The sequence below is a fragment of the Pseudomonas sp. 32A genome, from assembly GCF_052682255.1.
The window spans coordinates 3421221-3446051 of record NZ_JBQYLY010000001.1 but is presented as its reverse complement, the minus strand read 5'-3'; the positions used below and the strand labels follow the sequence as shown (position 1 = coordinate 3446051).

21 protein-coding genes are annotated in these 24831 nt (G+C 60.7%); 9 read left to right on the top strand and 12 right to left on the bottom strand.

Translation table 11 applies throughout. The annotated features are described in order from the left end of the window. Window positions 1-14: 14 nt before the first annotated feature. The 3 genes from ACUN0G_RS15685 to ACUN0G_RS15675 all read right to left on the bottom strand — a co-directional run bounded on the left by ACUN0G_RS15685 (window position 15) and on the right by ACUN0G_RS15675 (window position 3528). Entirely contained in the window at window positions 15-1265 is a 1251-nt protein-coding gene (locus ACUN0G_RS15685) for a sarcosine oxidase subunit beta (RefSeq protein WP_003209185.1), read from the bottom strand. Between the two features lie 22 nt (window positions 1266-1287). After that, complete coding sequence (gene glyA, locus ACUN0G_RS15680) at window positions 1288-2541, bottom strand: serine hydroxymethyltransferase (RefSeq protein WP_258342541.1); 1254 nt, start codon at window positions 2539-2541, stop codon at window positions 1288-1290. A gap of 258 nt (window positions 2542-2799) precedes the next feature. Then, window positions 2800-3528: a TraX family protein gene (locus tag ACUN0G_RS15675; RefSeq protein WP_445573783.1), complete on the bottom strand. Its 729-nt coding sequence runs from the start codon at window positions 3526-3528 to the stop codon at window positions 2800-2802. A gap of 90 nt (window positions 3529-3618) precedes the next feature. Here ACUN0G_RS15675 and ACUN0G_RS15670 point away from each other — a divergent pair, with 90 nt between their 5' ends. Beyond that, entirely contained in the window at window positions 3619-4659 is a 1041-nt protein-coding gene (locus tag ACUN0G_RS15670; RefSeq protein ID WP_017476423.1) for a threonine aldolase family protein, read from the top strand. Window positions 4660-4698: 39 nt separating this feature from the next. Here the strand turns inward: ACUN0G_RS15670 and ACUN0G_RS15665 are convergent, their stop codons facing one another. Then, complete coding sequence (locus tag ACUN0G_RS15665; RefSeq protein WP_445573782.1) at window positions 4699-6516, bottom strand: flavin monoamine oxidase family protein; 1818 nt, start codon at window positions 6514-6516, stop codon at window positions 4699-4701. 264 nt (window positions 6517-6780) lie between these two features. Here ACUN0G_RS15665 and ACUN0G_RS15660 point away from each other — a divergent pair, with 264 nt between their 5' ends. The 4 genes from ACUN0G_RS15660 (at window position 6781) to ACUN0G_RS15645 (ending at window position 10202) form a co-directional block, all read left to right on the top strand. Next, complete coding sequence (locus tag ACUN0G_RS15660; RefSeq protein ID WP_445573781.1) at window positions 6781-8226, top strand: purine-cytosine permease family protein; 1446 nt, start codon at window positions 6781-6783, stop codon at window positions 8224-8226. Beyond that, window positions 8223-9038 carry a nitrilase-related carbon-nitrogen hydrolase gene (locus tag ACUN0G_RS15655; RefSeq protein ID WP_445573780.1) on the top strand — a complete coding sequence of 272 codons (816 nt, stop codon included), beginning with the start codon at window positions 8223-8225 and terminating at the stop codon, window positions 9036-9038. Before ACUN0G_RS15660 ends, ACUN0G_RS15655 begins: the two co-directional genes overlap by 4 nt. Before the next feature lie 174 nt (window positions 9039-9212). Then, window positions 9213-9413, top strand: coding sequence for a hypothetical protein (locus ACUN0G_RS15650; protein ID WP_003209176.1), 201 nt, complete (start codon window positions 9213-9215; stop codon window positions 9411-9413). A 588-nt stretch (window positions 9414-10001) separates the two neighbouring features. Continuing rightward, on the top strand, window positions 10002-10202 hold the full coding sequence (locus ACUN0G_RS15645; RefSeq protein ID WP_421551463.1) for a hypothetical protein: 201 nt from the start codon (window positions 10002-10004) through the stop codon (window positions 10200-10202). Window positions 10203-10268: 66 nt separating this feature from the next. Here the strand turns inward: ACUN0G_RS15645 and gbcB are convergent, their stop codons facing one another. Continuing rightward, window positions 10269-11369, bottom strand: a complete 1101-nt coding sequence (gene gbcB / locus ACUN0G_RS15640; protein WP_330564719.1) for a glycine-betaine demethylase subunit GbcB — start codon at window positions 11367-11369, stop codon at window positions 10269-10271. Between the two features lie 284 nt (window positions 11370-11653). On the opposite strand from gbcB, the gene gbcA reads away from it, so the two are divergent. Continuing rightward, the gene (gbcA, locus tag ACUN0G_RS15635; RefSeq protein WP_003216945.1) at window positions 11654-12949 is read left to right on the top strand and encodes a glycine-betaine demethylase subunit GbcA; all 1296 of its coding nucleotides are present in this window, start codon (window positions 11654-11656) and stop codon (window positions 12947-12949) included. Window positions 12950-13717: 768 nt separating this feature from the next. On the opposite strand, the gene etfB is transcribed toward gbcA, so the two are convergent. The 6 genes from etfB to ACUN0G_RS15605 form a co-directional block, all read right to left on the bottom strand. Beyond that, window positions 13718-14488, bottom strand: a complete 771-nt coding sequence (etfB, locus tag ACUN0G_RS15630) for an electron transfer flavoprotein subunit beta (protein ID WP_421551465.1) — start codon at window positions 14486-14488, stop codon at window positions 13718-13720. Between the two features lie 10 nt (window positions 14489-14498). Then, on the bottom strand, window positions 14499-15719 hold the full coding sequence (etfA, locus tag ACUN0G_RS15625) for an electron transfer flavoprotein subunit alpha (protein WP_445573779.1): 1221 nt from the start codon (window positions 15717-15719) through the stop codon (window positions 14499-14501). After that, window positions 15719-17659 carry a dimethylglycine demethylation protein DgcB gene (gene dgcB, locus ACUN0G_RS15620; protein WP_445573778.1) on the bottom strand — a complete coding sequence of 647 codons (1941 nt, stop codon included), beginning with the start codon at window positions 17657-17659 and terminating at the stop codon, window positions 15719-15721. Before dgcB ends, etfA begins: the two co-directional genes overlap by 1 nt. A 149-nt stretch (window positions 17660-17808) precedes the next feature. Beyond that, a complete protein-coding gene (dgcA, locus tag ACUN0G_RS15615; protein ID WP_258342549.1) occupies window positions 17809-19869 on the bottom strand; it encodes a dimethylglycine demethylation protein DgcA in 2061 nt (686 codons plus the stop codon). 15 nt (window positions 19870-19884) lie between these two features. After that, on the bottom strand, window positions 19885-20415 hold the full coding sequence (locus ACUN0G_RS15610; RefSeq protein ID WP_445573777.1) for a DUF5943 domain-containing protein: 531 nt from the start codon (window positions 20413-20415) through the stop codon (window positions 19885-19887). A gap of 76 nt (window positions 20416-20491) precedes the next feature. Then, window positions 20492-21469 (bottom strand): dipeptidase, encoded by a 978-nt coding sequence (locus ACUN0G_RS15605; RefSeq protein WP_003216932.1) that lies wholly within the window; start codon window positions 21467-21469, stop codon window positions 20492-20494. A gap of 219 nt (window positions 21470-21688) precedes the next feature. Between ACUN0G_RS15605 and ACUN0G_RS15600 the strand changes: the two genes are divergently transcribed. Both ACUN0G_RS15600 and ACUN0G_RS15595 read left to right on the top strand, forming a co-directional pair. Beyond that, a complete protein-coding gene (locus ACUN0G_RS15600; RefSeq protein ID WP_258342550.1) occupies window positions 21689-22090 on the top strand; it encodes a lysozyme inhibitor LprI family protein in 402 nt (133 codons plus the stop codon). A gap of 42 nt (window positions 22091-22132) precedes the next feature. Further along, on the top strand, window positions 22133-22549 hold the full coding sequence (locus ACUN0G_RS15595; protein WP_445573776.1) for a DUF3010 family protein: 417 nt from the start codon (window positions 22133-22135) through the stop codon (window positions 22547-22549). A 137-nt stretch (window positions 22550-22686) separates the two neighbouring features. On the opposite strand, the gene ACUN0G_RS15590 is transcribed toward ACUN0G_RS15595, so the two are convergent. Beyond that, window positions 22687-23631: a GlxA family transcriptional regulator gene (locus tag ACUN0G_RS15590; RefSeq protein WP_003216927.1), complete on the bottom strand. Its 945-nt coding sequence runs from the start codon at window positions 23629-23631 to the stop codon at window positions 22687-22689. 193 nt (window positions 23632-23824) lie between these two features. Here ACUN0G_RS15590 and ACUN0G_RS15585 point away from each other — a divergent pair, with 193 nt between their 5' ends. After that, on the top strand, window positions 23825-24769 hold the full coding sequence (locus ACUN0G_RS15585; RefSeq protein ID WP_063026634.1) for a choline ABC transporter substrate-binding protein: 945 nt from the start codon (window positions 23825-23827) through the stop codon (window positions 24767-24769). Window positions 24770-24831: the final 62 nt, after the last annotated feature.

Genomic DNA, 24831 nt, shown 5'->3' with positions numbered 1-24831 from the left:
GGGAATTTCTCCTGTTAGTGGGCGACGGCCGCAGCGCCGTGTTCGTCGATCAGCGCACCGTTGTGGAAACGGTCGATGGAGAATGGAGCAGCCAACGGGTGCATTTCACCCTTGGCGAGGCTCGCGGCAAACACGTTGCCTGAGCCTGGCGTGGCCTTGAAGCCACCGGTGCCCCAACCGCAGTTGAAGAACATGTTCGGGACCGGGGTCTTGGAGATGATCGGGCACGCGTCCGGCGTGGTGTCGACGATGCCGCCCCACTGGCGGTTCATGCGCACGCGGGACAGCACCGGGAACATCTCGACGATGGCCTGGATGGTGTGTTCGATCACCGGGTACGAACCACGCTGGCCATAGCCGTTGTAACCGTCGATACCGGCGCCGATCACCAGGTCGCCCTTGTCGGACTGGCTGATGTAACCGTGCACGGCGTTGGACATGATCACGCTGTCGATGATGGGTTTGATCGGCTCCGACACCAGTGCTTGCAGCGGGTGGGATTCGATCGGCAGGCGGAAGCCCGCCAGGGATGCCATGTGGCCGGAGTTACCGGCGGTCACTACGCCGACGCGCTTGGCGCCGATGAAACCCTTGTTGGTTTCCACGCCGATGCACACGCCGTTTTCCTTGCGGAAACCGATGACTTCGGTCTGCTGGATCAGGTCCACGCCCAGTGCGTCAGCGGCGCGGGCAAAGCCCCAGGCCACGGCATCGTGACGGGCCACGCCGCCGCGCCGTTGCACAGTGGCGCCCATGACCGGGTAGCGAGTGTTCTTGGAGCAGTCGAGGTAAGGAATCTCGTCGGCCACTTGTTTGGCGTTGAGCAGTTCGCCGTCCACGCCGTTGAGGCGGTTGGCGCTGACGCGACGCTCGGAGTCACGGATGTCCTGCAGGGTGTGGCACAGGTTGTAGACGCCACGCTGGGAGAACATCACGTTGTAGTTCAAATCCTGGGACAAACCTTCCCAGAGTTTCATCGCGTGTTCGTACAGGTGCGCCGACTCGTCCCACAGGTAGTTGGAGCGCACGATGGTGGTGTTGCGCGCGGTGTTACCGCCGCCCAGCCAGCCTTTCTCGACCACGGCCACATTAGTGATGCCGTGTTCCTTGGCCAGGTAGTAAGCCGTCGCCAGACCATGCCCGCCGCCGCCGACGATGACCACGTCGTAGACCTTTTTAGGGGTGGGCGTGCGCCACATTTTCTGCCAGTTTTCGTGGTGGCTGAGTGAGTGCTTGAAGAGGCCGAAGCCCGAGTAGCGTTGCATAGTCATTACTCCAAAACCGCGCTCAGCGATAAACCGGGAAATCAGCGCACAGGGCGGCCACATGCTTGGCGACGTTGGCCTCCACATCGGCGTCGCCGAGGTTGTCGAGGATGTCGCAGATCCAGCCGGCAAGCGTGAGGCATTGGGTCACTTTGAAGCCACGCGTGGTCACCGCCGGCGTACCGATACGCAGGCCCGAGGTCACGAAGGGCGACTGCGGGTCGTTAGGCACGGCATTCTTGTTGACGGTGATGTGGGCGCGACCGAGGGCTGCGTCCGCGTCCTTGCCGGTGAGGCCCTGACGGATCAGGCTGACCAGGAACAAGTGGTTATCGGTGCCGCCGGACACTACATCGTAGCCGCGCTTGATAAATACGCCGGCCATGGCTTGGGCGTTTTCGATCACTTGCTGTTGGTAAGCCTTGAAACCTGGCTCCTGGGCTTCCTTGAAGCACACTGCCTTGCCGGCGATCACGTGCATCAGCGGGCCGCCCTGGGCGCCCGGGAATACCGCAGAGTTGAGTTTCTTTTCAATTTCTTCGTTGGACTTCGCCAGGATCAACCCGCCACGTGGACCGCGCAGGGTCTTGTGGGTGGTGGTGGTGACCACATCGGCGTAGGGCAGCGGGTTCGGGTACAGACCGGCGGCCACCAGGCCGGCGACGTGGGCCATGTCGACGAACAGCAGCGCACCGACCTTGTCGGCAATCTGACGGAAGCGGGGGAAATCCAGGGTCTTGGAGTAGGCGGAGAAACCGGCCACGACCATCTTCGGCTTGTGCTCCACGGCCAGGCGCTCGACTTCGTCGTAGTCGATCAGGCCGGTAGCGGTGTCGATGCCGTATTGCACCGCGTTGTAGAGCTTGCCCGAGGACGACACTTTGGCACCGTGGGTCAGGTGACCGCCGTGGGCCAGGCTCATGCCAAGGATAGTGTCACCGGCGTTCAGCAGCGCCAGGTACACCGCGCTGTTGGCCGACGAACCGGAGTGTGGCTGCACGTTGGCGTAGTCGGCGCCGAACAGCTGCTTGGCGCGTTCGATGGCGAGCACTTCGACCTTGTCCACGTGCTCGCAGCCGCCGTAGTAACGCTTGCCCGGATAACCTTCGGCGTACTTGTTGGTGAGGCCGCTGCCCTGGGCTTCCATGACACGCTTGCTGGTGTAGTTCTCTGACGCGATCAGCTCGATATGATCTTCCTGGCGCTGCTCCTCGGCATTCATGGCCGCCAGCAGTGCATCGTCATAACCCTGGATCTGGTCTTGCTTGCTGAACATCGCGTCTCTCCCAGCGGCGGCGGTGCGCCAATCGTATTGTTGGGGCCGCCGCACGACGGAGGGGCCCTTTGATGCGATGGTAGGGCTGGCGCAGAGAGGTCAAATGCCTATGGACGCCACGCAAAGGTGCGTTTACGACATGGCCCCCGGCATTTGTAGGAGCGAGCTTGCTCGCGAAAAACCTGAGGGCGCCGCGCGCATCCAGACAGCCCTCGTAATCGTTGACGTTTTTCGCGAGCAACCCCGCTCCCACAGGGGTTAGGCGATGATCTTTCGAAGGAGTAGCAGCAGCAGGAAATGCGCAGGATAAAGCGCATACGCCCAGCGCCGCATGGCCGGCGGCGACACCTGCCTGGCCTGTCGCAACAAGACCAATCCGGCCAGTGGCGCAATCAGGCATGTCGCCAATCCCAGCATCGCCACCAGCGTGCCGCTATTGAGCAGGATCTGCCATTGATTGGCAGCCAGGCACACCACACCCGGCAGCACGCTGAAGTACCACGGCCGGCGAAACACCAGCAGCATCGCCAACGGCAGCAGCACACCAAAAAACCCGAACATCAACTGAGCCGAAAACAACCCCGCCAAAACCAGCGCGATCAACGCCAATCCTCGATCAATGACAGCCTTCTGCTGCCATCCCCGGGCAACCAGCAAGCCCAGCGCCAGGGTCGGCAGCACGTTCAGCGTATCGGCGTCGTCTATGAACATCCGGTACGGCACTTCGCTGATCACACTGAATAGCAGCAACCAGCCCAGATAGCGCCACTGCCCCGTCACCGGTGCGTCCTTGACCCGATGCAGATTCGCCGTAATCGCCAGGCAAAACCACGGGAACGCCAGGCGGCCCGGCACATACAGCCCGTCCAGGCTCAAACCGACGTAACGCAAGTGGTCCAGCACCATACTCAGCAGGGCCAGCCACTTGAGCAGGTCCAGGGCGCCATCGCGGACGCGGCTTACAGGAACGCGTTCAGAACCGTGCATAATTCCCCAATGACTTTGCATTAACAGTGCGTGCGCCCGCCCGACAATCTTGGGTAAAGTGCGCACCAACATCGACCACAGGACTGGGCCATGACCGACAAGAGCCAACAATTCGCCAGCGACAACTATTCCGGCATCTGCCCGGAAGCCTGGGCCGCCATGGAACTCGCCAACCAGGGCCATCAACGCGCCTATGGCGATGATGAATGGACCCACCGCGCCGCCGACGGTTTCCGCAAACTGTTCGAAACCGACTGCGAAGTGTTCTTCGCCTTCAACGGCACCGCGGCCAACTCCCTGGCGCTGTCCTCCTTGTGCCAGAGCTACCATAGCGTGATTTGCTCGGAAACCGCCCACGTCGAAACCGACGAATGCGGCGCGCCGGAGTTTTTCTCCAACGGTTCCAAGCTGCTCACCGCCCGCACTGAAAACGGCAAGCTGACCCCGGAGTCGATCCGCGAGATCGCCCTCAAGCGTCAGGACATCCACTACCCGAAACCCCGCGTCGTTACCCTGACCCAGGCCACCGAAGTCGGCAGCGTCTACACCCCGGAAGAAATCCGCGCCATCAGCGTCACCTGCAAGGAACTGGGGTTGAACCTGCACATGGACGGCGCACGCTTCTCCAACGCCTGCGCATTCCTCGGCTGCTCGCCGGCCGACCTGACCTGGAAAGCCGGCGTCGACGTGCTGTGTTTTGGCGGCACCAAGAACGGCATGGCCGTGGGTGAAGCCATTCTGTTCTTCAACCACAAGCTGGCTGAAGACTTCGACTACCGCTGCAAACAGGCCGGGCAGCTTGCCTCAAAGATGCGCTTCCTCTCCGCCCCGTGGGTGGGCCTGCTGGAAAACGACGCCTGGCTCAAACACGCCCGCCACGCCAACCACTGCGCGCAATTGCTCAGCAGCCTGGTGGCGGATATTCCGGGTGTGGAGTTGATGTTCCCGGTGCAGGCCAACGGCGTGTTCCTGCAACTGTCGGAACCGGCAATTGCCGCGCTGACGGCCAAGGGCTGGCGCTTCTACACCTTCATCGGCAAAGGTGGCGCGCGGTTCATGTGTGCGTGGGATACCGAGGAAGAGCGCGTGCGGGAATTGGCGGCAGATATTCGCGAAGTGATGCAGGGTTGAACATCCTGGGCGCGGCCATACCCGCCGCGCCCTCCGCAATTACAGCTCTACCGGCTTGAGCACCTCCCACGCGTCCACCGGCCCGGGGTTTTCGATAAAGGTGCCACCGCCGAATTTCACGGCCAACTTGTTGACCGCGTTCAATGCGGTGGTCACCGCGCCCTCCGCCCAGCCGCCGGTCCAGGAAACATCATCTCCCGCCAGGATAAACCCGTCCGGGTTACTGTCCCGAATACCGCTCATGAACTGTGAAAACAACCGGCGCTGATACTCGTACTGCCCCGGCAGGTTCATCTTGAACGCGCACAGAAAGAACGGCTCATCCTCCCAGTTGATCTCGATAAACGGGTCCACCCAGCCGAACTCGGCCGCAAGGTTCAGCTGCGAATCGGCATACACCGTGTCCAGCAGCGTCGTGCATAGCTCAACGTGGGTCGGCAGCGGCGCCATGCGATCACCCAGAAACTTCAGGCTGTCGTCATTCCAGGTGTAGGAGAGGAACACGCCACTGCCTTTGTGCGGCCCTTGGCTGGCGGAATAGTCCAGCAGGTAGGTGCCCCGGGTCAGACGGTCCGACAGAGTTACACTCATCCTGTAGCGATGGTCGGCCCCACGCTCGGTCCAGAACGGACGCTGGGTCGCAGCGAACACTTTGGCTGACTGCATGTAATGCGTGTACATCACCGCTTCCCAGGTGGGTTGCGGCAACAAGCTGTCCATCTGCATGTACCGGTCCTTGCCGTCCATATAGCGGAACTTGTCGAGAATCCGCACGTGCGGCGTGTAGATCACTGCGGGAAAGTTGTAGCGGGTATCCGCCCCCAGGTTGCGGTCATGGATATGCACATCGAAGGTGCCGTCCGCGCGCCGCCAGATCTGGCGGACTTCCTGGTTGAACGGCTGCGGGATCACCCGACAGGTCAGCGCTTGCACCGTAACATCGTCGCTCCAGCCCACCACCACATCGCCCAAATCCCTCGGCGAACGGCTCCACAAGCGCTTGGGCAACTCACTGGAGCCGTCATACATCAGCGAATGATTGGTATCCAGCCCGGTGTAGAGCACCCGCAAGACCTCGAGGAAGCAGTTTGGATAGTCGGTGTTCCAACCTCCAGTGCCAAAACCGATCTGGCCAAACAGGTCGATATCCGCACGACTCCAGCCGGCCTTTTCGACCATGGCCGCGAAGAAACTCAGGTTGTCCCAACCGTCGTCAAGGATCGCATTCCACAGCCGCTTGATCTTGGCCTGGTCCAGTGAGCCTTCAGACATGGCCGCCTCCATCTCGCTGAAATGGATGGGGTCAGTCTCAAGGAACACTTCAAAGAACAGCCGTTCGATTTCTGCGTATTTCGCGGGCAAGTCGCTGCCTTCGTAGTAGGTCTGGAGGTTTTTATAGTCGACCACGGTGCTGGCAGTTGCGGCTGAGCCGGGGTTGGGAAAGTCTGCTGAGTTGAGGCTCATGCCGACCTTGTCGAAGTAGTGCAGCAACGCCTTGCCCGACTTGGGAAAACGCATGGCGCCCAACTCGCAAATGACGCTGTTGGCAGGGTCCTCAGGGTCGCCCATGACCCGCGAATACAAGCGCCCGCCGATCCGGTCCGAAGCTTCTACCAGCACAGGATGCAACCCCATGCGCAGCGCCTCATAGGCCGCTACCAGCCCGGCCGCGCCGGCGCCGACGATCAACACCTGAGCCCCATGATGCTGCGTGGCAATCTGGGCCAGTGGCTTGCTATTGGCCGCAGCCTGGGACAGGTACCGGCCATAGTGAAAAGGAAAATCCGGAATCAGTGCAGTGACATCATTGGCCAGCAAGCGCTGAACATTGCGGGTACGCGAGGGGACGGCAGACATGGCGAGCTTCCTTGCAATGAGGGAATGTCCACCCCTGACTACAAGGCTAAAGGTGACAACGACGGGACGTGTGGTCAGCGTAGAAGACCGGGAAACGCCTGGTTATATCTCTTCGAAATAAATTTGATTGAGTTCCATGGCAACTGACGAACAGGCATTACTTAAGGAAAGTCTGAAGTAATTATTTATATATCCCGATTCAATACGCCCTCCACTTACCAGATGCTCCGGCACTCAAACACTATAAAAACAGACCGTGAACCTATGAACGCGCTTTCCGAAAAAACGGCTCCGCCCGTCACCCCCGGCCTGAAAATCGAAACCCGCTCCATCGATTACGTCCCGCGCAATGAACGCCACGGCAAGGTCTGGCATCAAGGCCCCTTCTGGTTCACCGGCAACTTTGTGCTCACCACCATGGTGACCGGTTTCACCGGTGCAGCCCTGGGGCTGAGCATGGTGTATTCGATACTAGCGATTGTGATCGGCGTCGGCCTGGGTACCTTTGCCATGGCCTTCCACGCCAATCAGGGCCCGCGCATGGGCTTGCCGCAGATGATCCAGTCCCGGGCACAGTTCGGTTTGCGCGGGGCGATCGTGCCGTTTATCGCGGTGATCTTCGTGTATATCGGGTTCAACGTGTTCAACGTGATCCTCGCCACCGACGCCATCAACACCGTACTGCCAGGCAGCCGTGCGCCGTGGTACGCGCTGATGATCATCCTCGCGGTGGTGATTGCGGTGATCGGCCACGACCTGCTGCACACCGTGCAACGCTGGCTGACCTACGTGATGATCAGCGTGTTTGCGGTACTGACCGTGGCAGCCCTCATGAGCCTGACCGCCGATGCAGCGGTGGCCAATGCGCACTTCTCCTGGTCGGCATTCCTGATTCAGCTCTCCGCCGCCGCCGGTTACCAGATCAGCTACGCGGTGTACGTATCCGACTACTCGCGCTACCTGCCGCACAAAACCTCATCACGCAGTGTGATTTTCTGGACCTACCTGGGCGCCGCCGGCTCGGCGTTGTGGCTGATGTCCCTGGGTGCGTTCCTGGCTTCCGCCCTGCCCTCGCCCGACGCTATCGGCAGCGTGCGCGCCGTGGGCAACCAGGTGATTCCCGGGTTCGGCACCTTCACCGTGCTGATCGCCGTGCCCGCGCTGATCGGCATCATGGCGGTCAACTGCTACGGCGCGATGCTCACCGGTATCAGTGCGATTGACGGCTTTGTGAAGATTCAGCCGCGCCTCAAGAGCCGGGTGATGGGTATCGGCCTGGTGGCGGCAGTGATTTTCATGATCACCCTGAGTATTCCCGAGAGCTACCTGGCAAGTTTCAACACCTTTGTGTTGCTGATGTTGTACTTCCTGGTGCCGTGGACAGCGGTGAACCTCGCGGACTTCTACCTGGTGCGCAAGGGCAAATACGCCATCAGCGACATCTTCAACCCGGCCGGCATCTACGGCCAATGGGGACGCGCCGGCCTGGTTGCGTACTGCCTGGGGCTGGTGTCGATGGTGCCGTTCATGTCGCTGAGTTTCTATGAAGGCGCTGCTGCCGCAGCGCTGGGTGGTGCGGATGTGGCATTCGTTATCGGGCTGGCGGTTTCGGCAGTGATCTACTGTGTGATGAGCCGCAATCTCGACCGCGAGGCAGAGCATCGTGCCATTGCCGCCAGCGAGGCGGTGCTGGAAGGAGTCCAGCCATGAATCCTGTACGGGTGATGTGTCATCAACTGTCACCACGGATCGCCGATGTACCTTACAACCGCGCGCTATGCGCCGACGCGATCCGCGGTGCAGCCGCACTGGGCGCACAGGTGGTCGTCCTGCCGGAACTGATACAAAGCGGCTACGTGTTCAACGACCGAGAAGAAGCCCATGCGGTGTCGGAGACACTGGACGGGCCGACGCTCAGCCAGTGGAAGACCCTGGCCGCCGAGCTGAACATCATCATCGTTGCCGGGTTTTGCGAGCGGCTGACCGACGGGCGAGTGGCCAACAGTGCGGCGCTGGTAGAGCCCGACGGCGGCCTGACGGTGTATCGCAAGGCGCACCTGTGGAATCGCGAAAAACTGATATTCACCCCCGGCAGCGCACCGCCGCCCGTGGTGGAAACCGTCGTGGGCCGGATTGCCGTAATGATTTGTTATGACCTGGAACTTCCCGAATGGGTGCGCCTGGCGGCACTCGCTGGTGCCGACCTGCTGTGCGCCCCGGTGAACTGGCCCGACGGCCCACGCCCCGGCGGTGAACGGCCAGGAGAAGTCGTGCGGGTACAAGCCAACGCGGCGGTCAATCGCATGTTTATCGCCGCCTGCGACCGCTACGGCGAAGAGCGCGGCGTCAACTGGGTGGGTGGCTCGGTGATCGTCAGTGCCGAAGGTTACCCATTGGCCGGTGGCACCGCCCATCAGAAAGAACTGCGGTTAATCGTTGACCTGCCACTGGACCAGGCCCGGGACAAATACATCAGCGACCACAACCATGTGCATCAGGACCGTCGACCGGGGCTGTACTGAGCCCGACAACGGATGCTGGCGGAGTGCCGAGACTGTTTTTTGATATTTCTGACAGCAACCCACCTGAATTTCTTTGACTAGCCTCTTGGAACCCGAAAGGAAAAGGCCGCCTTTCGGGACTCACCGCCAGCCGAATAATCGGCCGGAAACGGAAATCCAGCAGAGGGCAATACCATGGAAGCACAACGCTACGGAAACAACTTGCTAGGCGAAGGCACTATCAGCACTACGGTCATCGACTGGGATGAATTCAGAAAATCCGCGAAAATCGGCGACACCATCAGCGAACCGACGAGGACACTGCGGATCACTGACAAAGTCTATGAACTGACAGCATCAGGCCAACACTTCGTCGTGCACATCTACGCCCAATAACCTCTAACTGACCGTTCCCACGCTCTGCGTGGGAATGATCAGGAAACCCCCGCCCCCCCCTTCCAGCCCGTCTGACGCAGCAGCTATTTTGACTTGTCAACCTGTAAAACTTGACAGCTAGGCAATACAGCCCCGGGCTACTACTGTCGTCCTGCACTCAAGCGCCACAGGAGTGAAGAGAGATTGGTCGAGTGCCCTATTCATTTTTCACCTGGCAAGGAGAAACAAATGAGCTCACAACCAACAATCAAATTTACGATTAATGGCGTAGAACAAACTCCCTCACTGACGGACGCCGGCGTAGAGTCTCTTCTCAAGATACAGACCCATGACCGAGTGGATAATGGCCCAGACAGCGGCCTCTATCGATATATGAGGCTCTTGGGTAAGGACTTTGTATATAGGGACGGCGCCTACGAGCTATCCGAGGTTCATTGGGAAGGTACTAACTGAAACTTCCTCGGCACTCCCGCCGTTCGTCGACACTGGTATTTCTGACAGTGCCCCGCCTGACTGAGGCGGCGTACTGTCTGACGCCCCCTGAAAAGGAATTCACGCAGTCTTTCGGGCTACATCGAGGACAACATCATGACCAAACAAAACCACGGCAAACCGCTCCAAAGCAAAACCCATCACGCCAACACCATCGTTGATTGGGATGAATTCAGAAAAATCGTGAACGTCGGTGACACCTATGAATTCGAAGGCGTGCCCAAGGTCGTTACCAAAAAGGTCTACGAAGTGACGCCAGCAGGGGACGCGTTCAACATCTACGTTTACATCGACTGACAGCCTGCCGCCGTAACCTGCCTTTTAAGGCCCTCGCACTGCCGAGAGCCTCAAGAGGCAGCCCAATTAGAATTCGATGCGCACATCACCCTTCGGCACGCTGCAGCACGACAGGATGTAACCCTCGGCTTCGTCTTCCTCGGTGATGCCGCCGTTATGGTCCATCTCGACCTCCCCGCCCAGTTTCAGCACCTTGCACGTTCCGCAGATCCCCATGCCGCAAGCTTTCGGAATCAGCAGGCCAAGCTTGGCTGCCGCCGCGTGCACGGTTTCGCCCGGTGCCACGCGGATGCTCTTGCCAGAGGCAATGAATTCCACCTGATGCAGGTCCGCGAGGTCGATTTCCGGCGCATCCGCCGCTTGTTCGGCTTGCTCCACCGCGTCGGCCCGGGCTTCCGGTGGCGTCGCGCCGAAGGATTCTTCGTGATAACGCGTCATGTCGAAGCCGGCGGCTTCCAGCAGGCGCTTCACCGCGTTCATGTAAGGCGTCGGGCCACAGCAGAAGACTTCCCGCTCCAGGAAGTCCGGCACCATCAGTTCCAGCATCTTGTGGTTCAGGTAACCGCGATAACCGGCCCAGGGCTCACCCAGACCGTGTTTTTCGCAAATCAGGTGCAGGCTGAAGTTATCAATCCGCGACGCCATGTGCTCCAGCTCGCGGTGGTAAATGATGTCTTTCGGCGAGCGGGCGCTGTGGATAAACGTCATGTCGACGTTGGCGTTGGTGTCGTAGTACCAGCGCGCCATGGACATGACCGGCGTGATACCTACGCCACCGCTCAGATACAGGACTTTCGGGTTGCTGAAGTCGATGGCGTTGAACAGCCCCACCGGGCCGTGCACCGCCAGCTCCTGGCCTTCATGCAGCGTGTCGTGCAGCCAGTTGGACACCTTGCCACCCGGCACGCGCTTGATGGTCACCGAAAAGCTGTAAGGCACCGACGGCGAGCTGGAAATAGTGTACGAACGCATGATCGGCTGGCCGTCGATTTCCAGCTCCAGGGTGACGAACTGCCCGGGCTTGAAAAAGAACAGGATCGGCTGGTCGGCCATAAAGCAGAAGGTGCGCACGTCCCAGGTTTCCTGGATGACTTTGACGCAACGGACGATGTGCCGACCATTGGCCCAGGTCTGGGTTGTTACCGGGTTCAGGAAGCTGTTGGACATGCTGTTCTCCATAGCCGTGTGATCGGCCTTATGGTGGCGATTCTGCGTAACGCGCGAATCACCCATTTACCTATCTGCGACATTCACATACTTATCGCGACCAGCCCCCATACCACGGGGGTTGCGCGTCGGGAACAGAGTGGGCCATGTCGTTCATGGATAAGGTTCTGACCGTTGTGGGGCCCACACTCGCTCCCAACAAAGACGCTTTCTTTACGCCTTGCTGCAAAACCTGATCAGCCACTATTCGCCGGCCACACAGAATGGCCATGAGGACACACACGATGGACGTCACCGCAACCTTAAGCTTGGGCGATCCGCTGGAACCCGCACGCAAGGCCACTGCGCAAATGCTGCAAGAACGCGAGCGCACCTTTTCGCTGCCGCAGCCGTTTTACTCTGATGAGCGGCTGTTCGATATCGACATGCAGGAAATTTTCCAGAAAGAGTGGTTGATCGCCGGCATGACCTGCGAGATCCCTGCCAAAGGCAACTACATCACCCTGCAAGTGGGCAAGAACCCGATCATCGTGATCCGTGGCGCCGATGGCGTGGTGCATGCGTTCCATAACGTGTGCCGCCATCGCGGTTCGCGCTTGTGCACCAGCGACAAGGGCAAGGTCGCCAAGCTGGTGTGCCATTACCACCAGTGGACATACGAGCTGGACGGCCGCCTGCTGTTCGCCGGTACCGAAATGGGCGCCGACTTCGACATGAAGCAGTACGGCCTCAAACCGGTAAACGTGAAAACCGCCGGTGGCTACATCTTTATCAGCCTGTCGGAGAACCCGCCGGCCATCGACGACTTCCTGTCGACCCTGAGCCACTACATGGAACCCTACGACATGGAAAACACCAAGGTGGCGATCCAGACCACCTTGTTTGAAAAAGCCAACTGGAAGCTGGTGCTGGAAAACAACCGCGAGTGCTACCACTGCAACGCGTCGCACCCGGAACTGTTGAAAACCCTGCTGGAATGGGACGACGTCACCGACCCGCGGGCCGACCAGGCCTTCAAGGACCACGTGGCCGCTTCCGCCGCCGCCTGGGATGCCGAAAAGATCCCTTACGCCCACGCCAGCTTCGGCCTGCGTAACCGCATCGTGCGCATGCCGCTGCTCAAAGGCACCGTGTCGATGACCCTCGACGGCAAGCAAGGCTGCAACAAGCTGATGGGCCGCATCAAGAACCCGGACCTGGGCTCGATGCGCATCCTGCACCTGCCTCACTCGTGGAACCACTGCATGGGCGACCACATCATTGTGTTCACCGTGTGGCCGATCAGTGCCCAGGAAACCATGGTCACCACCAAGTGGATCGTGCACAAGGACGCCGTGGAAGGTGTGGATTACGACGTCGAGCGCATGCGTAAAGTGTGGGACGCCACCAATGACCAGGACCGTCGCCTGGCCGAAGAGAACCAGCGCGGCATCAACTCCACCGCGTACCAGCCAGGGCCGTACTCCAAGACGTATGAGTTTGGTGTGGTCAACTTTGTGGACTGGTACAGCGAGCGGATGCTGAGCAACCTGGGGGCGGCGCCAGCGCCGTATCTCAAAGGTGTAGCGGTCCACGAGTAAGCCATACACTGACAGGGACCTGAACTGTACAAAAAACAGCCAGGTCTCTAACAGCACCCTGCTTTCCTGCCTTCCAGCCATTGCCCAACAACTTATCCACAAAGCCACCCACAGCAATTGTGGGCAACTGCGCTTTCCCTTCGAAATAAAACCAAGAAAATCCGTGACTTATTCAAAGGTACCGGTTTTATCCCACATTGATCGTTTTTTGACCTAAAGCCTGAAACCCACGTTCTGCATGGGCTACAGAGGAACGCAAACACCTTATCCACAGAAGCGCCAACAGACTTTGGGGGCAACTTTGGACCATCTGTGGAAAACCGGCTTAAACCGAGGAAAATCGCGGCTTTGAGAGCAAAACTCAGCCGGAATGGCGATATTGGTTACATTTTAACCAACGCACTGTAAGCCACGCGTTATATGGCCTACAGCGGATAGCGAACATCTTATCCACAGAAGCACCAACAGACTTTGGGGGCAACTCTGTACTGGGCGTTTTCCTTATCCACAGAAAAACCCAAGGAAAAACCGTCAGTTAGGTTGGTTGTTTTTCGTACAGCGAACTGGAGGGCTTGATTTGCATGGGGTGTGGACAGCCGCGAACAGGTTATCCACAGGTGGGTTAACAGGGATTGTGGGTAAAGCCACAATCGCCGCAAACAGTGTGGGAGCGGGCTTGCTCGCGAAGGTCGTTAACGATGACGTGCGCTTTCTGGATGAACGCGGCGCCCTCGGGCTCTTCGCGAGCAAGCTCGCTCCTACAAGGGTTTAGCGCACTACACCTTCTTCTATGAGCAACTTGAGAATGGCTTCCGCACCGGCCTCAGGGCTAACACCCTTGAGCACTTGCCCACCGCCGCCGCTGGCCTTGGCCGTGGCGGCTTTCATCCGGTCGGCGCCGCTCTTGGCCTTGATCACCTTGAGGCGCTTGGGTCGAGGCTTGGCCGGCTGCAGCACAGCGCCTGTGAATAACTCATCGTCCAGCACCTGCACGTCGTGGGCTTCCAGCACCCCGCGCTGAGCCGGGCCATAGGCGCTCTGCCGTGGTTTGGGCGCGGCGTTATCCACCGTGGCCAGAAACGGCAGGCGCACCTTCAGGCGCCGCCGTTGGCCACGAGGCAAGGCTTGCAGCACATGGGCCACGCCGCCTTCGATGGATTCCACCTGGGCCAGGCCGACAATCAGCGGCCAACCCAGTTGTTCGGCCAGCAGGAACGGCAACATCCCCGAGCCTTCGCCGGTTTCCGCCTGGCTGCCGGTGAGCACTACCTGGGCGCCCGCGTCCCGCAGATAGTCGCCGAGCACCGGCAAGGCGTCCGCCCCGGCCGGTTGTTCAAGCACGTGCAACTGCGGCAAGCCCATACCCAGGTAAGCGCGCAGGGTCGGTTCGGCGATGTCGCCGGCGTGCAGCACTTGCAGGTTATCCCCAGCCAGCTGCAGGCCCAGTTCCACAGCGCGCGCGTCTTGCTCGGCGCGGCGTGGGCGGCCTGAAGTCGGGTGGGCGCCGATGGACACCAGGCTGATTACATTCGTCGTCATGGCCATTTCCTTAAGCCGCATCGCGCTTGGCGCCGTTGCGGTAGGCCTCGACCGCAACGATCAAGGCTTGCAGAATCGCGGCGCTTTCGCCGATCACCGACAAGTCGGCACGCTTGATCATGTCGCAACCCGGGTCGAGGTTGATGGCCACCACCTTGTCGCAGGCACCAATGCCTTGCAGGTGCTGGATCGCCCCGGAAATCCCCACCGCCACGTAAACCCGCGCGGTGACCCAGGTACCGCTGGCGCCGACCTGACGATCCCGGGCCATGAAGCCGTCATCCACCGCCACCCGCGAGGCGCCTTCCGTGGCGCCCAACGCGGCAGCCGTCTGGTGGAACAGTGCCCAGTCCTTGACCCCGTTGCCGCCCGAGAAGATGAACTCGGCTTCGGCCATGGGAATCGCTCCCGGATCGACCGCCACCGCGCCCAAATCCTCAATGCGCGGCAAGCTGCGGGCCAGGCTTGTGGATAACTCCACCGGCAACACTTCGTGACGGGTATCGCTGACAGGCTCGGCGCATTCCGCCGCGGCCAGGATCATGCGTGGCAGTGGCCGGGCCAGGTCTTGCTGGCCGGCACCCGCACGGCCAATACATTCCTGGCCCTTGATCTGCCAGACCCGCGTGGCCGGGCGCTCCTTGAGGCTTGCGGCAAAGCGCCGGCCCAATTCCCCGCCACCGCTGCGACTGTCCGGCAGCAACCAGTGGCGCGGGTTGAACTGGTTATCCACAGCCCGCAGGCCCTGGACCCGTTGCTCCGGTGAATAACCCTCGAACTCATGCCCGTCCAGCACCAGCAACCGATCCACACCGGCGGTGGCGAAGGCGTTTTCCTTGTGTTCGCCGAACACCACGGCCAATACCGCACCGTCGTCGCCGGCCAGTTGCCGGGCCAGGCCCAGCAAGTCGCGGTCGTGGCTGCTCAGGCGACCGCCGACCATGTCCGGCACCACGTTGATGTAGAACGCAGGGGCTGCCACCTGATGAAGCGGCAATTGCACCTCCACCGCTGCCGTACGCTTGGCCGCGCCGCCCTGCTGGGCACCACTGCGGTCAATACGCTTGATGCCGTTGGGGCCGATAAAACCGACGCCATGCACGTTCTTGCGGATGACGCCGTTAGGCCCCATCCAGCTGTGTTGCACCGGCTGCATGGCGGCGTGCAGCGGGTGCAGGCGGTTACGGGCGATCCATTCGGCCCGCGGGTCGCGGCGGATAATGTCGCTCATCAATGCACCTCCGCAGGTTCGCGTTTCGGGGTCTTGACCGGTGCGGCGTCTTCGAGCAACGCGTCGGCCACCAGTTCGGCGATGTCCTTGATCAACGGACGCGGCTCAACCACGCCTTCCAGCATTGCCGTGCACTGTGGACACCCCACGGCCACCAGCTCGGCGCCGGTTTCGCGGATGTCTTCCATGCGCATGTCGGGAATCCGCTGCTTGCCGGGAATGTCGGTGATCGGCGCCCCGCCACCGCCGCCGCAGCAGCGGGAACGGAAACCGGAACGTTGCATTTCCTTGACCTCGATCCCCAGCGCCCGCAGCACTTGGCGCGGAGCTTCGTACTCGCCGTTGTAGCGGCCCAGGTAGCACGGGTCGTGATAGGTCACGCTGTTGCCTTTGTGCTGGCCCAGGTTCAGGGCGCCGGCGTCGATCAGTTCGGCCATGTAGGTGCTGTGGTGCTGCACGAGGTAGTTGCCATCGAAGGCGCCGTATTCGTTTTTCAGCACGTGGAAACTGTGGGGGTCGCAGGTGACGATGCGCTTGAAGCTGTACTTGGCCAGGGTCTGGATATTGCGCGCGGCCAGCAGCTGGAAGGTGGCTTCATCGCCCAGACGCCGGGCCACGTCGCCGCTGTCGCGCTCTTCAAGGCCCAGTACGGCGAAGTCGACCTTGGCCGCTTTCAGGACTTTGACGAACGAACGCAGGGTGCGCTGGTTGCGCATGTCGAAGGCGCCGTCGCCGACCCAAAAGAGTACGTCGACGGTTTTTTTGTCGCTGAGCAAGGGCAGGTTCAAATCCGCCGCCCAGTTCATCCGCCCGCCGGGTGCAAAACCGCCAGGGTTGTCGGTGGCGATCAGGTTTTCCAGGACTTCGGCGCCTTTGTTCGGGGTCGCGCCTTTTTCCAGGGTGAGGTGACGGCGCATGTCGACGATGGCGTCCACGTGCTCGATCATCATCGGGCACTCTTCCACGCAAGCGCGACAGGTGGTGCAGGACCACAGGGTTTGCGCATCCACCAGGCCGTTGACGATTGGCTGGTGCGGGTTGCCACTGTGTTCGCCGATGGCTTTGCCAGGGTAAGGGCTGCCGGCGAACTTGGCGTCGGTGCCACCGGCCAGGCCGACCACCATGTCCTGGATGAGTTTTTTCGGGTTCAGCGGCTGGCCGGCGGCGAACGCCGGGCACGCGGCTTCGCACTTACCGCACTGCACGCAGGCGTCGAAGCCGAGCAGTTGGTTCCAGGTGAAATCCACCGGCTTTTCCACACCCAGGGGCGCGGTTTTATCGGCGAGGTCCAGAGGCTTCAAACCGGTAGAACGGCCACCACCGAAACGCTCGGCGCGGCGGTGCCAGGCCAGGTGCAAGGCACCGGCAAAGGCGTGTTTCATCGGGCCGCCCCAGGTCATGCCGAAGAACATTTCGGACACGCCCCACAACACGCCCAGGCTCAGCAGCGCGGCGAGCAGCCAGCCGCCAAAGTCCGCCGGCAGAATCCCGGCCACCGGCAAGGTCACCAGGAAGAAACTCACCGAGAACGCCATCAGGCTTTTCGGCAGGCGCATCCACGGGCCTTTCGACAGGCGCGCAGGTGGATTGCGACGACGCAGGTAGACGAACGTGGCGCCGACAAACATCAGCACCGAGGCCAGCAGCAAGGCGTAGCCGAGGATGCGGTTATGCAGGCCGAAACCGTGCACCAGGATCGCCAGCAACGCCGAGAGCACGAAGCCCAGGGCGGTGGCGACGTGGGTGTTGGCGATGTATTTGTCGCGGGCGACCACGTGGTGCAGGTCGACCATGTAGCGCTTGGGCATGGCCAGCAGGCCGCCGATCAGGTCGACTTTGGAGGAGCGGCCGCGGCGCCACATGTTCACCCGGCGCAAGGCGCCGAGGACGGCAAGGCCCAGGGCGGCGAAGAGCAGGATGGGAAGAAGGGTGTTCAGCATGGTGAAGCTCCCAAAGACCTCGGGGTCAATGATCGTCCCCACGCTCTGCGTGGGGATGCATCCTGTGACGCTCTGCGTCACGACCTAAGAGCGGACGCGGAGCGTCCAGGGCGGCATTCCCACGCAGAGCGTGGGAACGATCAGGCGGATCAGAAATCCTTGCACAGGCGCAGGGCGTCATAGATGGCAGCGTGGGTATTACGCTGGGCCACGCAGTCACCGATGCGGAACAGCAAGTACCCCTCACCCGGCTCGCTCAGGCACGGCTGCGGCTTGATCGCGAACAAGGCTTCGACGTCTATCTGGCCCTTGTTGCGCGAACCTTCCTTGAGCCCGTAGTAGATCTCTTCATCCGGACGCACGCCGTTCTCGACCACCACCTGATCGACCACCCGTTCCTCTTTGGCCCCGGTGTATTCGTTCTCCAGCACCGCCACCAGCTTGTCGCCTTCGCGGTAGACCTTTTCCAGCATCATGTCGCCGGTCATGATCACTTCCTTCGGGTACATGCTGCGGTAGTACGTCGGGAACGACGTACCGCCGATGGCCACGCCCGGCTTGATGTCGTCGGTGACGATTTCCACCTGGCAACCCTTGTCTGCAAGGAAATCCGCCACCGACATACCGGTGAATTCGCAGATGGTGTCGTACACCAGCACGTTCTTGCCCGGCGCCACCTTGCCGTCGAGCACGTCCCAACTGCTGACCACCAGGCCTTCAGCCGCGCCCCAGTGTTCGTTCTGTTCCACGAACGGATGACCGCCCACCGCCAGCACCACCACGTCCGGACGCAGGTCCAGGATGGTGGCCGCGTCTGCCGCCACGCCCAGGCGCAGGTCGACGTTCAGGCGTGCCAGTTCCAGCTGGAACCAGCGAGTGATCCCGGCAATCTGGTCGCGCTGCGGCGCCTTGGAAGCGGTCGTGATTTGCCCGCCGATAAATTCTTTTTTCTCGAACAGCGTCACGTCGTGGCCGCGTTCAGCAGCAACCCGCGCAGCTTCCATCCCGGCCGGGCCGGCACCTACCACCACGACTTTGCGTTTCGGCCCGGTGGATTTTTCGATGATGTGCGGCACGCCCATGTATTCACGGGAAGTGGCGGCGTTCTGGATGCACAGCACGTCCAGCCCTTGGTACTGACGGTCGATGCAGTAGTTGGCGCCCACGCACTGTTTGATCTGGTCGATCTGGCCCATCTTGATCTTGGCGATCAGGTGCGGGTCGGCGATGTGGGCGCGGGTCATGCCGACCATGTCCACGTAGCCGCCTTCAAGGATGCGTGTGGCCTGGTTCGGGTCCTTGATGTTCTGTGCGTGCAGCACCGGGACCTTGACCACTTCCTTGATACCGGCCGCCAGGTGCAGGAACGGCTCCGGTGGATAACTCATGTTGGGGATAACGTTGGCCAGGGTATTGTGGGTGTCGCAGCCCGAGCCGACGACGCCGATGAAATCGAGCATGCCGGTGTCGTCGTAGTACTTGGCAATCTGCTTCATGTCCTCGTGGGACAGGCCGTCCGGATGGAACTCATCGCCGCACAGGCGCATGCCCACGCAGAAGTCGTCACCGACCTCGGCGCGCACCGCTTTCAACACTTCCAGGCCGAACTTCATGCGGCCTTCGAAGGTACCACCCCATTCGTCGGTACGTTTGTTGACCCGTGGGCTCCAGAACTGGTCGATCATGTGCTGGTGCACGGCGGACAGCTCCACACCGTCCAGGCCACCCGCCTTGGCGCGCTTGGCGGCGCTGGCGTAGTTGCCGATCACACGCCAGATCTCTTCTGGCTCGATGGTCTTGCAGGTGGCACGGTGCACCGGTTCACGCACGCCGGACGGCGACATCAGGGTCGGCCAGTTAAAGCCATCCCAACGCGAACGACGGCCCATGTGGGTAATCTGGATCATGATCTTGGCGCCATGCTTGTGCATGGCGTCGGCCAGGTTCTGGAAGTGCGGGATGATGCGGTCGGTGGACAGGTTCACCGAACTCCACCATTCCTGGGGGCTGTCGATGGCGACCACCGAGGAACCGCCACAGATCGCCAGGCCAATGCCGCCCTTGGCTTTCTCTTCGTAGTACTTCACATAGCGGTCGGTGGTCATCCCGCCGTCGGTGGCATACACCTCGGCGTGGGCGGTACTGAGCACGCGGTTGCGGATGGTCAGTTTGCCGATCTGGATCGGCGCAAACATTGCTTCGAAAGCCATGGCTGGGTCCTCGACTTACAACGGCTTGACGGTGAACAGGCCGTCGTCGTGGCCCTCTTCGGAGCCGCCGTAGACCTGTTGCGCAATGGTGCGGATCTTGCTGCCGCGGGCTTCGAGAATCTGGTCCATCGCACCGGCAAACCAGCCGGTGAACATGTAGTCGACCTTGCGCCCGACCTTGCCGTACACGTAGACGAATGCCGAGTGCTCGAGCTTGACGCTGGCCGTGCCTTTATCGAGGTCGATGTCCTGGATCTTGAACAGGCCCCAACCGCGCTGCGACAGGCGCTTCATGTAGTGCTCGAACACCGCGACGCCTTCCAGGCCGTGGCATTCAGCTTCTTTTTCACACCAGTGCCAGGCGGATTTGTAGCCGGCCTTGTAGAGGATCTCGGCGTAGGCGTCGGCGCCCAGGACTTCTTCGATCCCCATGTGGTTGTTGACGAAGAAATGGCGCGGCACGTACAGCATCGGCAAGGCGTCGGACGTCCAGACACCGGTTTCGCTGTCGACTTCGATAGGCAATTGAGGGGCGATCTTGGCCATGGAAACTTAACTCCGGAAAATTCTTTGGTAAGCCCCCGACGCATAAGGTTGGGGGAAAAGATGCGTGAGTGGTGGCTTATTCGCCCCAAACGTCCTTCAAGACGTTGACCCAGTTCTCGCCCATGATCTTGCGCACCACGCGCTCGGGATGGCCGCGCTTGAGCAGGGTCTCGGTCAGGTTGGGGAACTCGCCCACGGTGCGGATGCCCAGCGGGTTGATGATCTTGCCGAAGCTGGTCAGGCGGCGGGCGTAGCCCTTGTCGTGGGTCAGCATTTCGAAGAAATCCTGGCCATGGCCCTGGGTGAAGTCGGTGCCGATGCCGATGGCGTCTTCGCCCACGATGTTCATGGTGTATTCGATGGCTTCGGCGTAGTCGTCGATGGTCGAGTCGATGCCCTTGGCGAGGAACGGCGCAAACATGGTCACGCCGACAAAGCCGCCGTGGTCGGCGATGAACTTCAGCTCTTCATCGGACTTGTTACGCGGGTGCTCTTTCAGGCCCGACGGCAGGCAGTGGGAGTAGCACACCGGCTTTTTCGATTCGAGGATGACTTCTTCGCTGGTTTTGGAGCCGACGTGGGACAGGTCGCACATGATGCCGACGCGGTTCATCTCGGCGACGACCTCGCGACCGAAGCCCGACAGGCCGCCGTCACGCTCATAGCAGCCGGTGCCCACCAGGTTCTGGGTGTTGTAGCACATCTGCACCACGCCAACCCCGAGCTGCTTGAAGATCTCGACGTAGCCGAGCTGGTCTTCAAAGGCGTGGGCGTTCTGGAAGCCGAAGATGATGCCGGTCTTGCCTTGCTCCTTGGCGCGACGGATATCGGCGGTGGTTTTCACCGGGATCACCAGGTCGCTGTTTTCGCGAATCAGGGTCTGGCTGGCCACGATATTGTTAATGGTGGCCTGGAACCCTTCCCATACCGACACCGTGCAGTTGGCCGCTGTGAGGCCACCCTTGCGCATGTCTTCGAACAGGTCGCGGTTCCACTTGGCAATGATCAGCCCGTCGATAACGATGCTGTCGGCGTGCAATTCGGCTGGGCTCATCAGGCGTCCCCTTATTGGCGATTCATGCGCCGAATCGTCTGCCGGCGCTTTGGGGCCAGCATATGCCCCGGGGCAGAAGGAGCCGGGTGCAAAAACGACAAGGGAATTGCCGAAAGCGTCAATCCGCGACAAAGGCCAACATGACATCTCTGACGGGTGTCTGTTCTTTGTCTTACGCTTAAGCCAGAATTTGCTTATCAACTGATATGAGACGGCGCAATGAAATCGATTTTCCTGGCTTTGGCACTCATCGCAACCGGCGTACACGCGGCTGAAGACACCGATAACACGCCTTGCGATGGCATCGAGAACGACAAGCAAACCCTGGAATGCGCCACCTATAACAAAACCACCGCCGAGCAACTGCTCAAGGATAACTACCAGGGCTTGCTGGAACGCATGGGTTCGACCTATGGCAGCAACAAGACGCAGCTGGCGGACATTACCGCTCGTCTGAAGGATGCCCAGCAGAAGTGGGAAAAGTTACGTGATGCGGATTGCGCTGTAGATACCTTCCCGGCAGTGGCGGGCAGCAAGGCATATGCGATCCAGCAGAATGATTGCCTGGCGCGGATGAGTGATGAACGGTCGGAGTTTTTGGAGTCGATTGGCCAGGAATAAGCGACAATCCCGTCCACTCTTTACTCAGCACCAAGGCTATTCATGACAATCTGCGGCATCGAAATCAAAGGCAGCGAAGCCATTATCGCTGTCGCCTCGCTCGACGGTCAGGCATTGGGCCACGTTGCCCTGGCCACCAAGAAAATCGCCCTTGAAGACGATGATGAGGCGGCCAATGTCAAAGCCTTTGCCGCTCAGGTGAGTGCGTTTGTGCAGGAAAACGCGATCACTCGGATCGCGATCAAGAAGCGCAGCAAGAAAGGCGAATTCGCCGGTGGCCCGACCACGTTCAAGATTGAAGGTGTTTTTCAGTTGCTGGAGGGCGTTGAAGTGACGCTGCTGTCGCCGCAGACCATCAATGCGCAGAACAAGAAACACGACTTTGCCCTGCCGGCGACGCTGAACAAGTATCAGCATGAGGCTTACAAGGCCGCGTGTTCAGCCCTGATGAAGAAGTAAGCCACACCACATATCTACTGTGGGAGCTGGCTTGCCTGCGATAGCGGTGTATCAGACAGTACATTCGGCACTGAAAGACCGCTATCGCAGGCAAGCCAGCTCCCACATTTGATCTCTGTTGTTCTCGGGAGCGGTGTTCATACCGCTTCCCGCCGCCGATCCTCCCTTGGGCACTTGGCAAACCTTGCCCGGTAACTGCGGGTGAAATACGACGGCGACTCAAACCCGCACGCAATACTCACTTCCAGCACACTCAGGTCGCTCTGGCGCAATAGCTGCCGGGCCTTCTCCAGGCGCAAGCCCAGGTAGAAATTGCTCGGCGTGTCGTTCAGGTGCAGCCGAAACAGTCGCTCCAACTGCCGCCGCGTGACCTTGATCGCCTCCGCCAGCGCCAAGGTGCTCAGCGGCGGCTCGGTGTGCTGTTCCATCTCGCCAATCACCTGCACCAACTTCTTGTTGTTGATGCCGTAGCGCGTGGCGATTTGCATGCGTTGGTGATCTTTGCGCGGGCGGATGCGGCCGAGCACGAACTGTTCGGACACCTGGATCGCCAATTCGGGCCCGTGGGCCTGGCTGATCAGGTCCAGCATCAGGTCGATGGAGGCGGTGCCGCCCGCCGAGGTGATGCGCCGGCGGTCGATCTCGAACAGCTCCTGGGTCACTGTCAGCTGTGGATAAGACTCCTTGAAGGCGTCGATGGCTTCCCAGTGCAAGGTCAGGCGGTGGCCGTCGAGCAGGCCGGCTTCTGCGAGGACGCAAGCCCCGGTGTCGATGGCGCCGAGGGTCACGCCGTCGTGATCGAGTCGGCGCAGCCAGTGCTCCAGTGCCGGCGTGGCGAACTTCAGCGGTTCGAAGCCGGCCACCACCAATAAGGTCGAGCCTTTCTTCAGCGGCTCCAGCGCGGCGTCGGCGTTGACCGACATGCCATTGCTCGCCAGCACCGCGCCGCCGTCGGCGCTCAAGACGTGCCAGCGGTACAGCTCGCCACGAAAACGATTGGCGACACGTAAAGGTTCGATCGCGGAAATAAAGCCGATGGCGGAGAAGCCCGGCATCAGCAGAAAGTAGAAATCCTGGGACATGGAGCGCTCTCGTAGGACGGACAGCGTGGTCACTGTGATACGCCAGTTCATTCGGTCATTCAAGGGGGCAGGTCGCTGCAGTGCAAGAGCTGGTCGCCGCCGTGCGTTTTGTCGCACTGCAAGCTGCGTAACTTGATCGCACGGTGCACAAAGACGCCGGAACCCACAATAACAACCTGCCGAGGGAACCACCATGAACCGACTGATCAGCCGCTGCGTGCTCGCACTCAGCGCCAGCGCCATTTTGAGCACCAACGTCATGGCAGCCGATGCGGCTTCTTGCCAGAACGTGCGCATGGGCGTGGTGAACTGGACCGACGTAATCGCCACCAGCGCCATGACTCAAGTGTTGCTCGATGGCCTCGGCTACAAGACCAAACAGACCAGCGCGTCCCAGCAAATCATCTTTGCCGGGATCCGCGACCAGCGCCTGGACATGTTCCTGGGCTACTGGAACCCGTTGATGACCCAGACCATCACCCCGTTTGTCGAGGCCAAGCAGGTCAAGGTGCTCGACAAACCGTCGCTGGAAGACGCCCGCGCTACGTTGGCGGTGCCGACTTACCTGGCCGACAAGGGCCTGAAGACCTTCGCCGACATCGCCAAGTTTGAAAAAGAACTGGGCGGCAAGATCTACGGCATTGAACCAGGCTCGGGCGCCAACACCCAGATCAAGGCGATGATCGCCAAGAATCAGTTCGGTCTCGGCAAGTTCCAACTGGTGGAATCCAGCGAGGCCGGCATGCTCGCCGCCGTCGACCGCGCCGTGCGCCGCAAGGAAGCCGTGGTGTTCTTCGGCTGGGCGCCGCACCCGATGAACGTCAACGTGGCGATGACTTATCTCACCGGCAGCGATGATGCTCTGGGCCCGAACGAAGGCATGGCCACCGTGTGGTCCGTCACCTCGCCGACCTACGCCGAGCAATGCCCCAACGTGCACAAGTTGCTCAGCAACCTGACCTTCACCGCCGCCGACGAGAGCCGGATGATGCAGCCGCTGCTGGATCACAAGGACGCTTTCGAATCGGCCAAGCAATGGCTCAAGGATCACCCGCAAGACCAGCAGCGCTGGCTGGAAGGCGTGACCACCTTCGACGGCAAACCCGCCGCGGCCAACCTGCAATTGACCAGCAAATAACCTGTCTTGAATCACCGTTTCGCAGCCACTCCTGGCTGCGAACGGTATGACTACGCCTGAAA

What these genes read in the sequence shown, in the direction of transcription:
- ACUN0G_RS15685 (WP_003209185.1), bottom strand. Translation starts at nt 1,265, where the DNA reads ATGCAACGCTACTCGGGCTTCGGCCTCTTCAAGCACTCACTCAGCCAC.
- glyA (WP_258342541.1), bottom strand. Translation starts at nt 2,541, where the DNA reads ATGTTCAGCAAGCAAGACCAGATCCAGGGTTATGACGATGCACTGCTG.
- ACUN0G_RS15675 (WP_445573783.1), bottom strand. Translation starts at nt 3,528, where the DNA reads ATGCACGGTTCTGAACGCGTTCCTGTAAGCCGCGTCCGCGATGGCGCC.
- ACUN0G_RS15670 (WP_017476423.1), top strand. Translation starts at nt 3,619, where the DNA reads ATGACCGACAAGAGCCAACAATTCGCCAGCGACAACTATTCCGGCATC.
- ACUN0G_RS15665 (WP_445573782.1), bottom strand. Translation starts at nt 6,516, where the DNA reads ATGTCTGCCGTCCCCTCGCGTACCCGCAATGTTCAGCGCTTGCTGGCC.
- ACUN0G_RS15660 (WP_445573781.1), top strand. Translation starts at nt 6,781, where the DNA reads ATGAACGCGCTTTCCGAAAAAACGGCTCCGCCCGTCACCCCCGGCCTG.
- ACUN0G_RS15655 (WP_445573780.1), top strand. Translation starts at nt 8,223, where the DNA reads ATGAATCCTGTACGGGTGATGTGTCATCAACTGTCACCACGGATCGCC.
- ACUN0G_RS15650 (WP_003209176.1), top strand. Translation starts at nt 9,213, where the DNA reads ATGGAAGCACAACGCTACGGAAACAACTTGCTAGGCGAAGGCACTATC.
- ACUN0G_RS15645 (WP_421551463.1), top strand. Translation starts at nt 10,002, where the DNA reads ATGACCAAACAAAACCACGGCAAACCGCTCCAAAGCAAAACCCATCAC.
- gbcB (WP_330564719.1), bottom strand. Translation starts at nt 11,369, where the DNA reads ATGTCCAACAGCTTCCTGAACCCGGTAACAACCCAGACCTGGGCCAAT.
- gbcA (WP_003216945.1), top strand. Translation starts at nt 11,654, where the DNA reads ATGGACGTCACCGCAACCTTAAGCTTGGGCGATCCGCTGGAACCCGCA.
- etfB (WP_421551465.1), bottom strand. Translation starts at nt 14,488, where the DNA reads ATGACGACGAATGTAATCAGCCTGGTGTCCATCGGCGCCCACCCGACT.
- etfA (WP_445573779.1), bottom strand. Translation starts at nt 15,719, where the DNA reads ATGAGCGACATTATCCGCCGCGACCCGCGGGCCGAATGGATCGCCCGT.
- dgcB (WP_445573778.1), bottom strand. Translation starts at nt 17,659, where the DNA reads ATGCTGAACACCCTTCTTCCCATCCTGCTCTTCGCCGCCCTGGGCCTT.
- dgcA (WP_258342549.1), bottom strand. Translation starts at nt 19,869, where the DNA reads ATGGCTTTCGAAGCAATGTTTGCGCCGATCCAGATCGGCAAACTGACC.
- ACUN0G_RS15610 (WP_445573777.1), bottom strand. Translation starts at nt 20,415, where the DNA reads ATGGCCAAGATCGCCCCTCAATTGCCTATCGAAGTCGACAGCGAAACC.
- ACUN0G_RS15605 (WP_003216932.1), bottom strand. Translation starts at nt 21,469, where the DNA reads ATGAGCCCAGCCGAATTGCACGCCGACAGCATCGTTATCGACGGGCTG.
- ACUN0G_RS15600 (WP_258342550.1), top strand. Translation starts at nt 21,689, where the DNA reads ATGAAATCGATTTTCCTGGCTTTGGCACTCATCGCAACCGGCGTACAC.
- ACUN0G_RS15595 (WP_445573776.1), top strand. Translation starts at nt 22,133, where the DNA reads ATGACAATCTGCGGCATCGAAATCAAAGGCAGCGAAGCCATTATCGCT.
- ACUN0G_RS15590 (WP_003216927.1), bottom strand. Translation starts at nt 23,631, where the DNA reads ATGTCCCAGGATTTCTACTTTCTGCTGATGCCGGGCTTCTCCGCCATC.
- ACUN0G_RS15585 (WP_063026634.1), top strand. Translation starts at nt 23,825, where the DNA reads ATGAACCGACTGATCAGCCGCTGCGTGCTCGCACTCAGCGCCAGCGCC.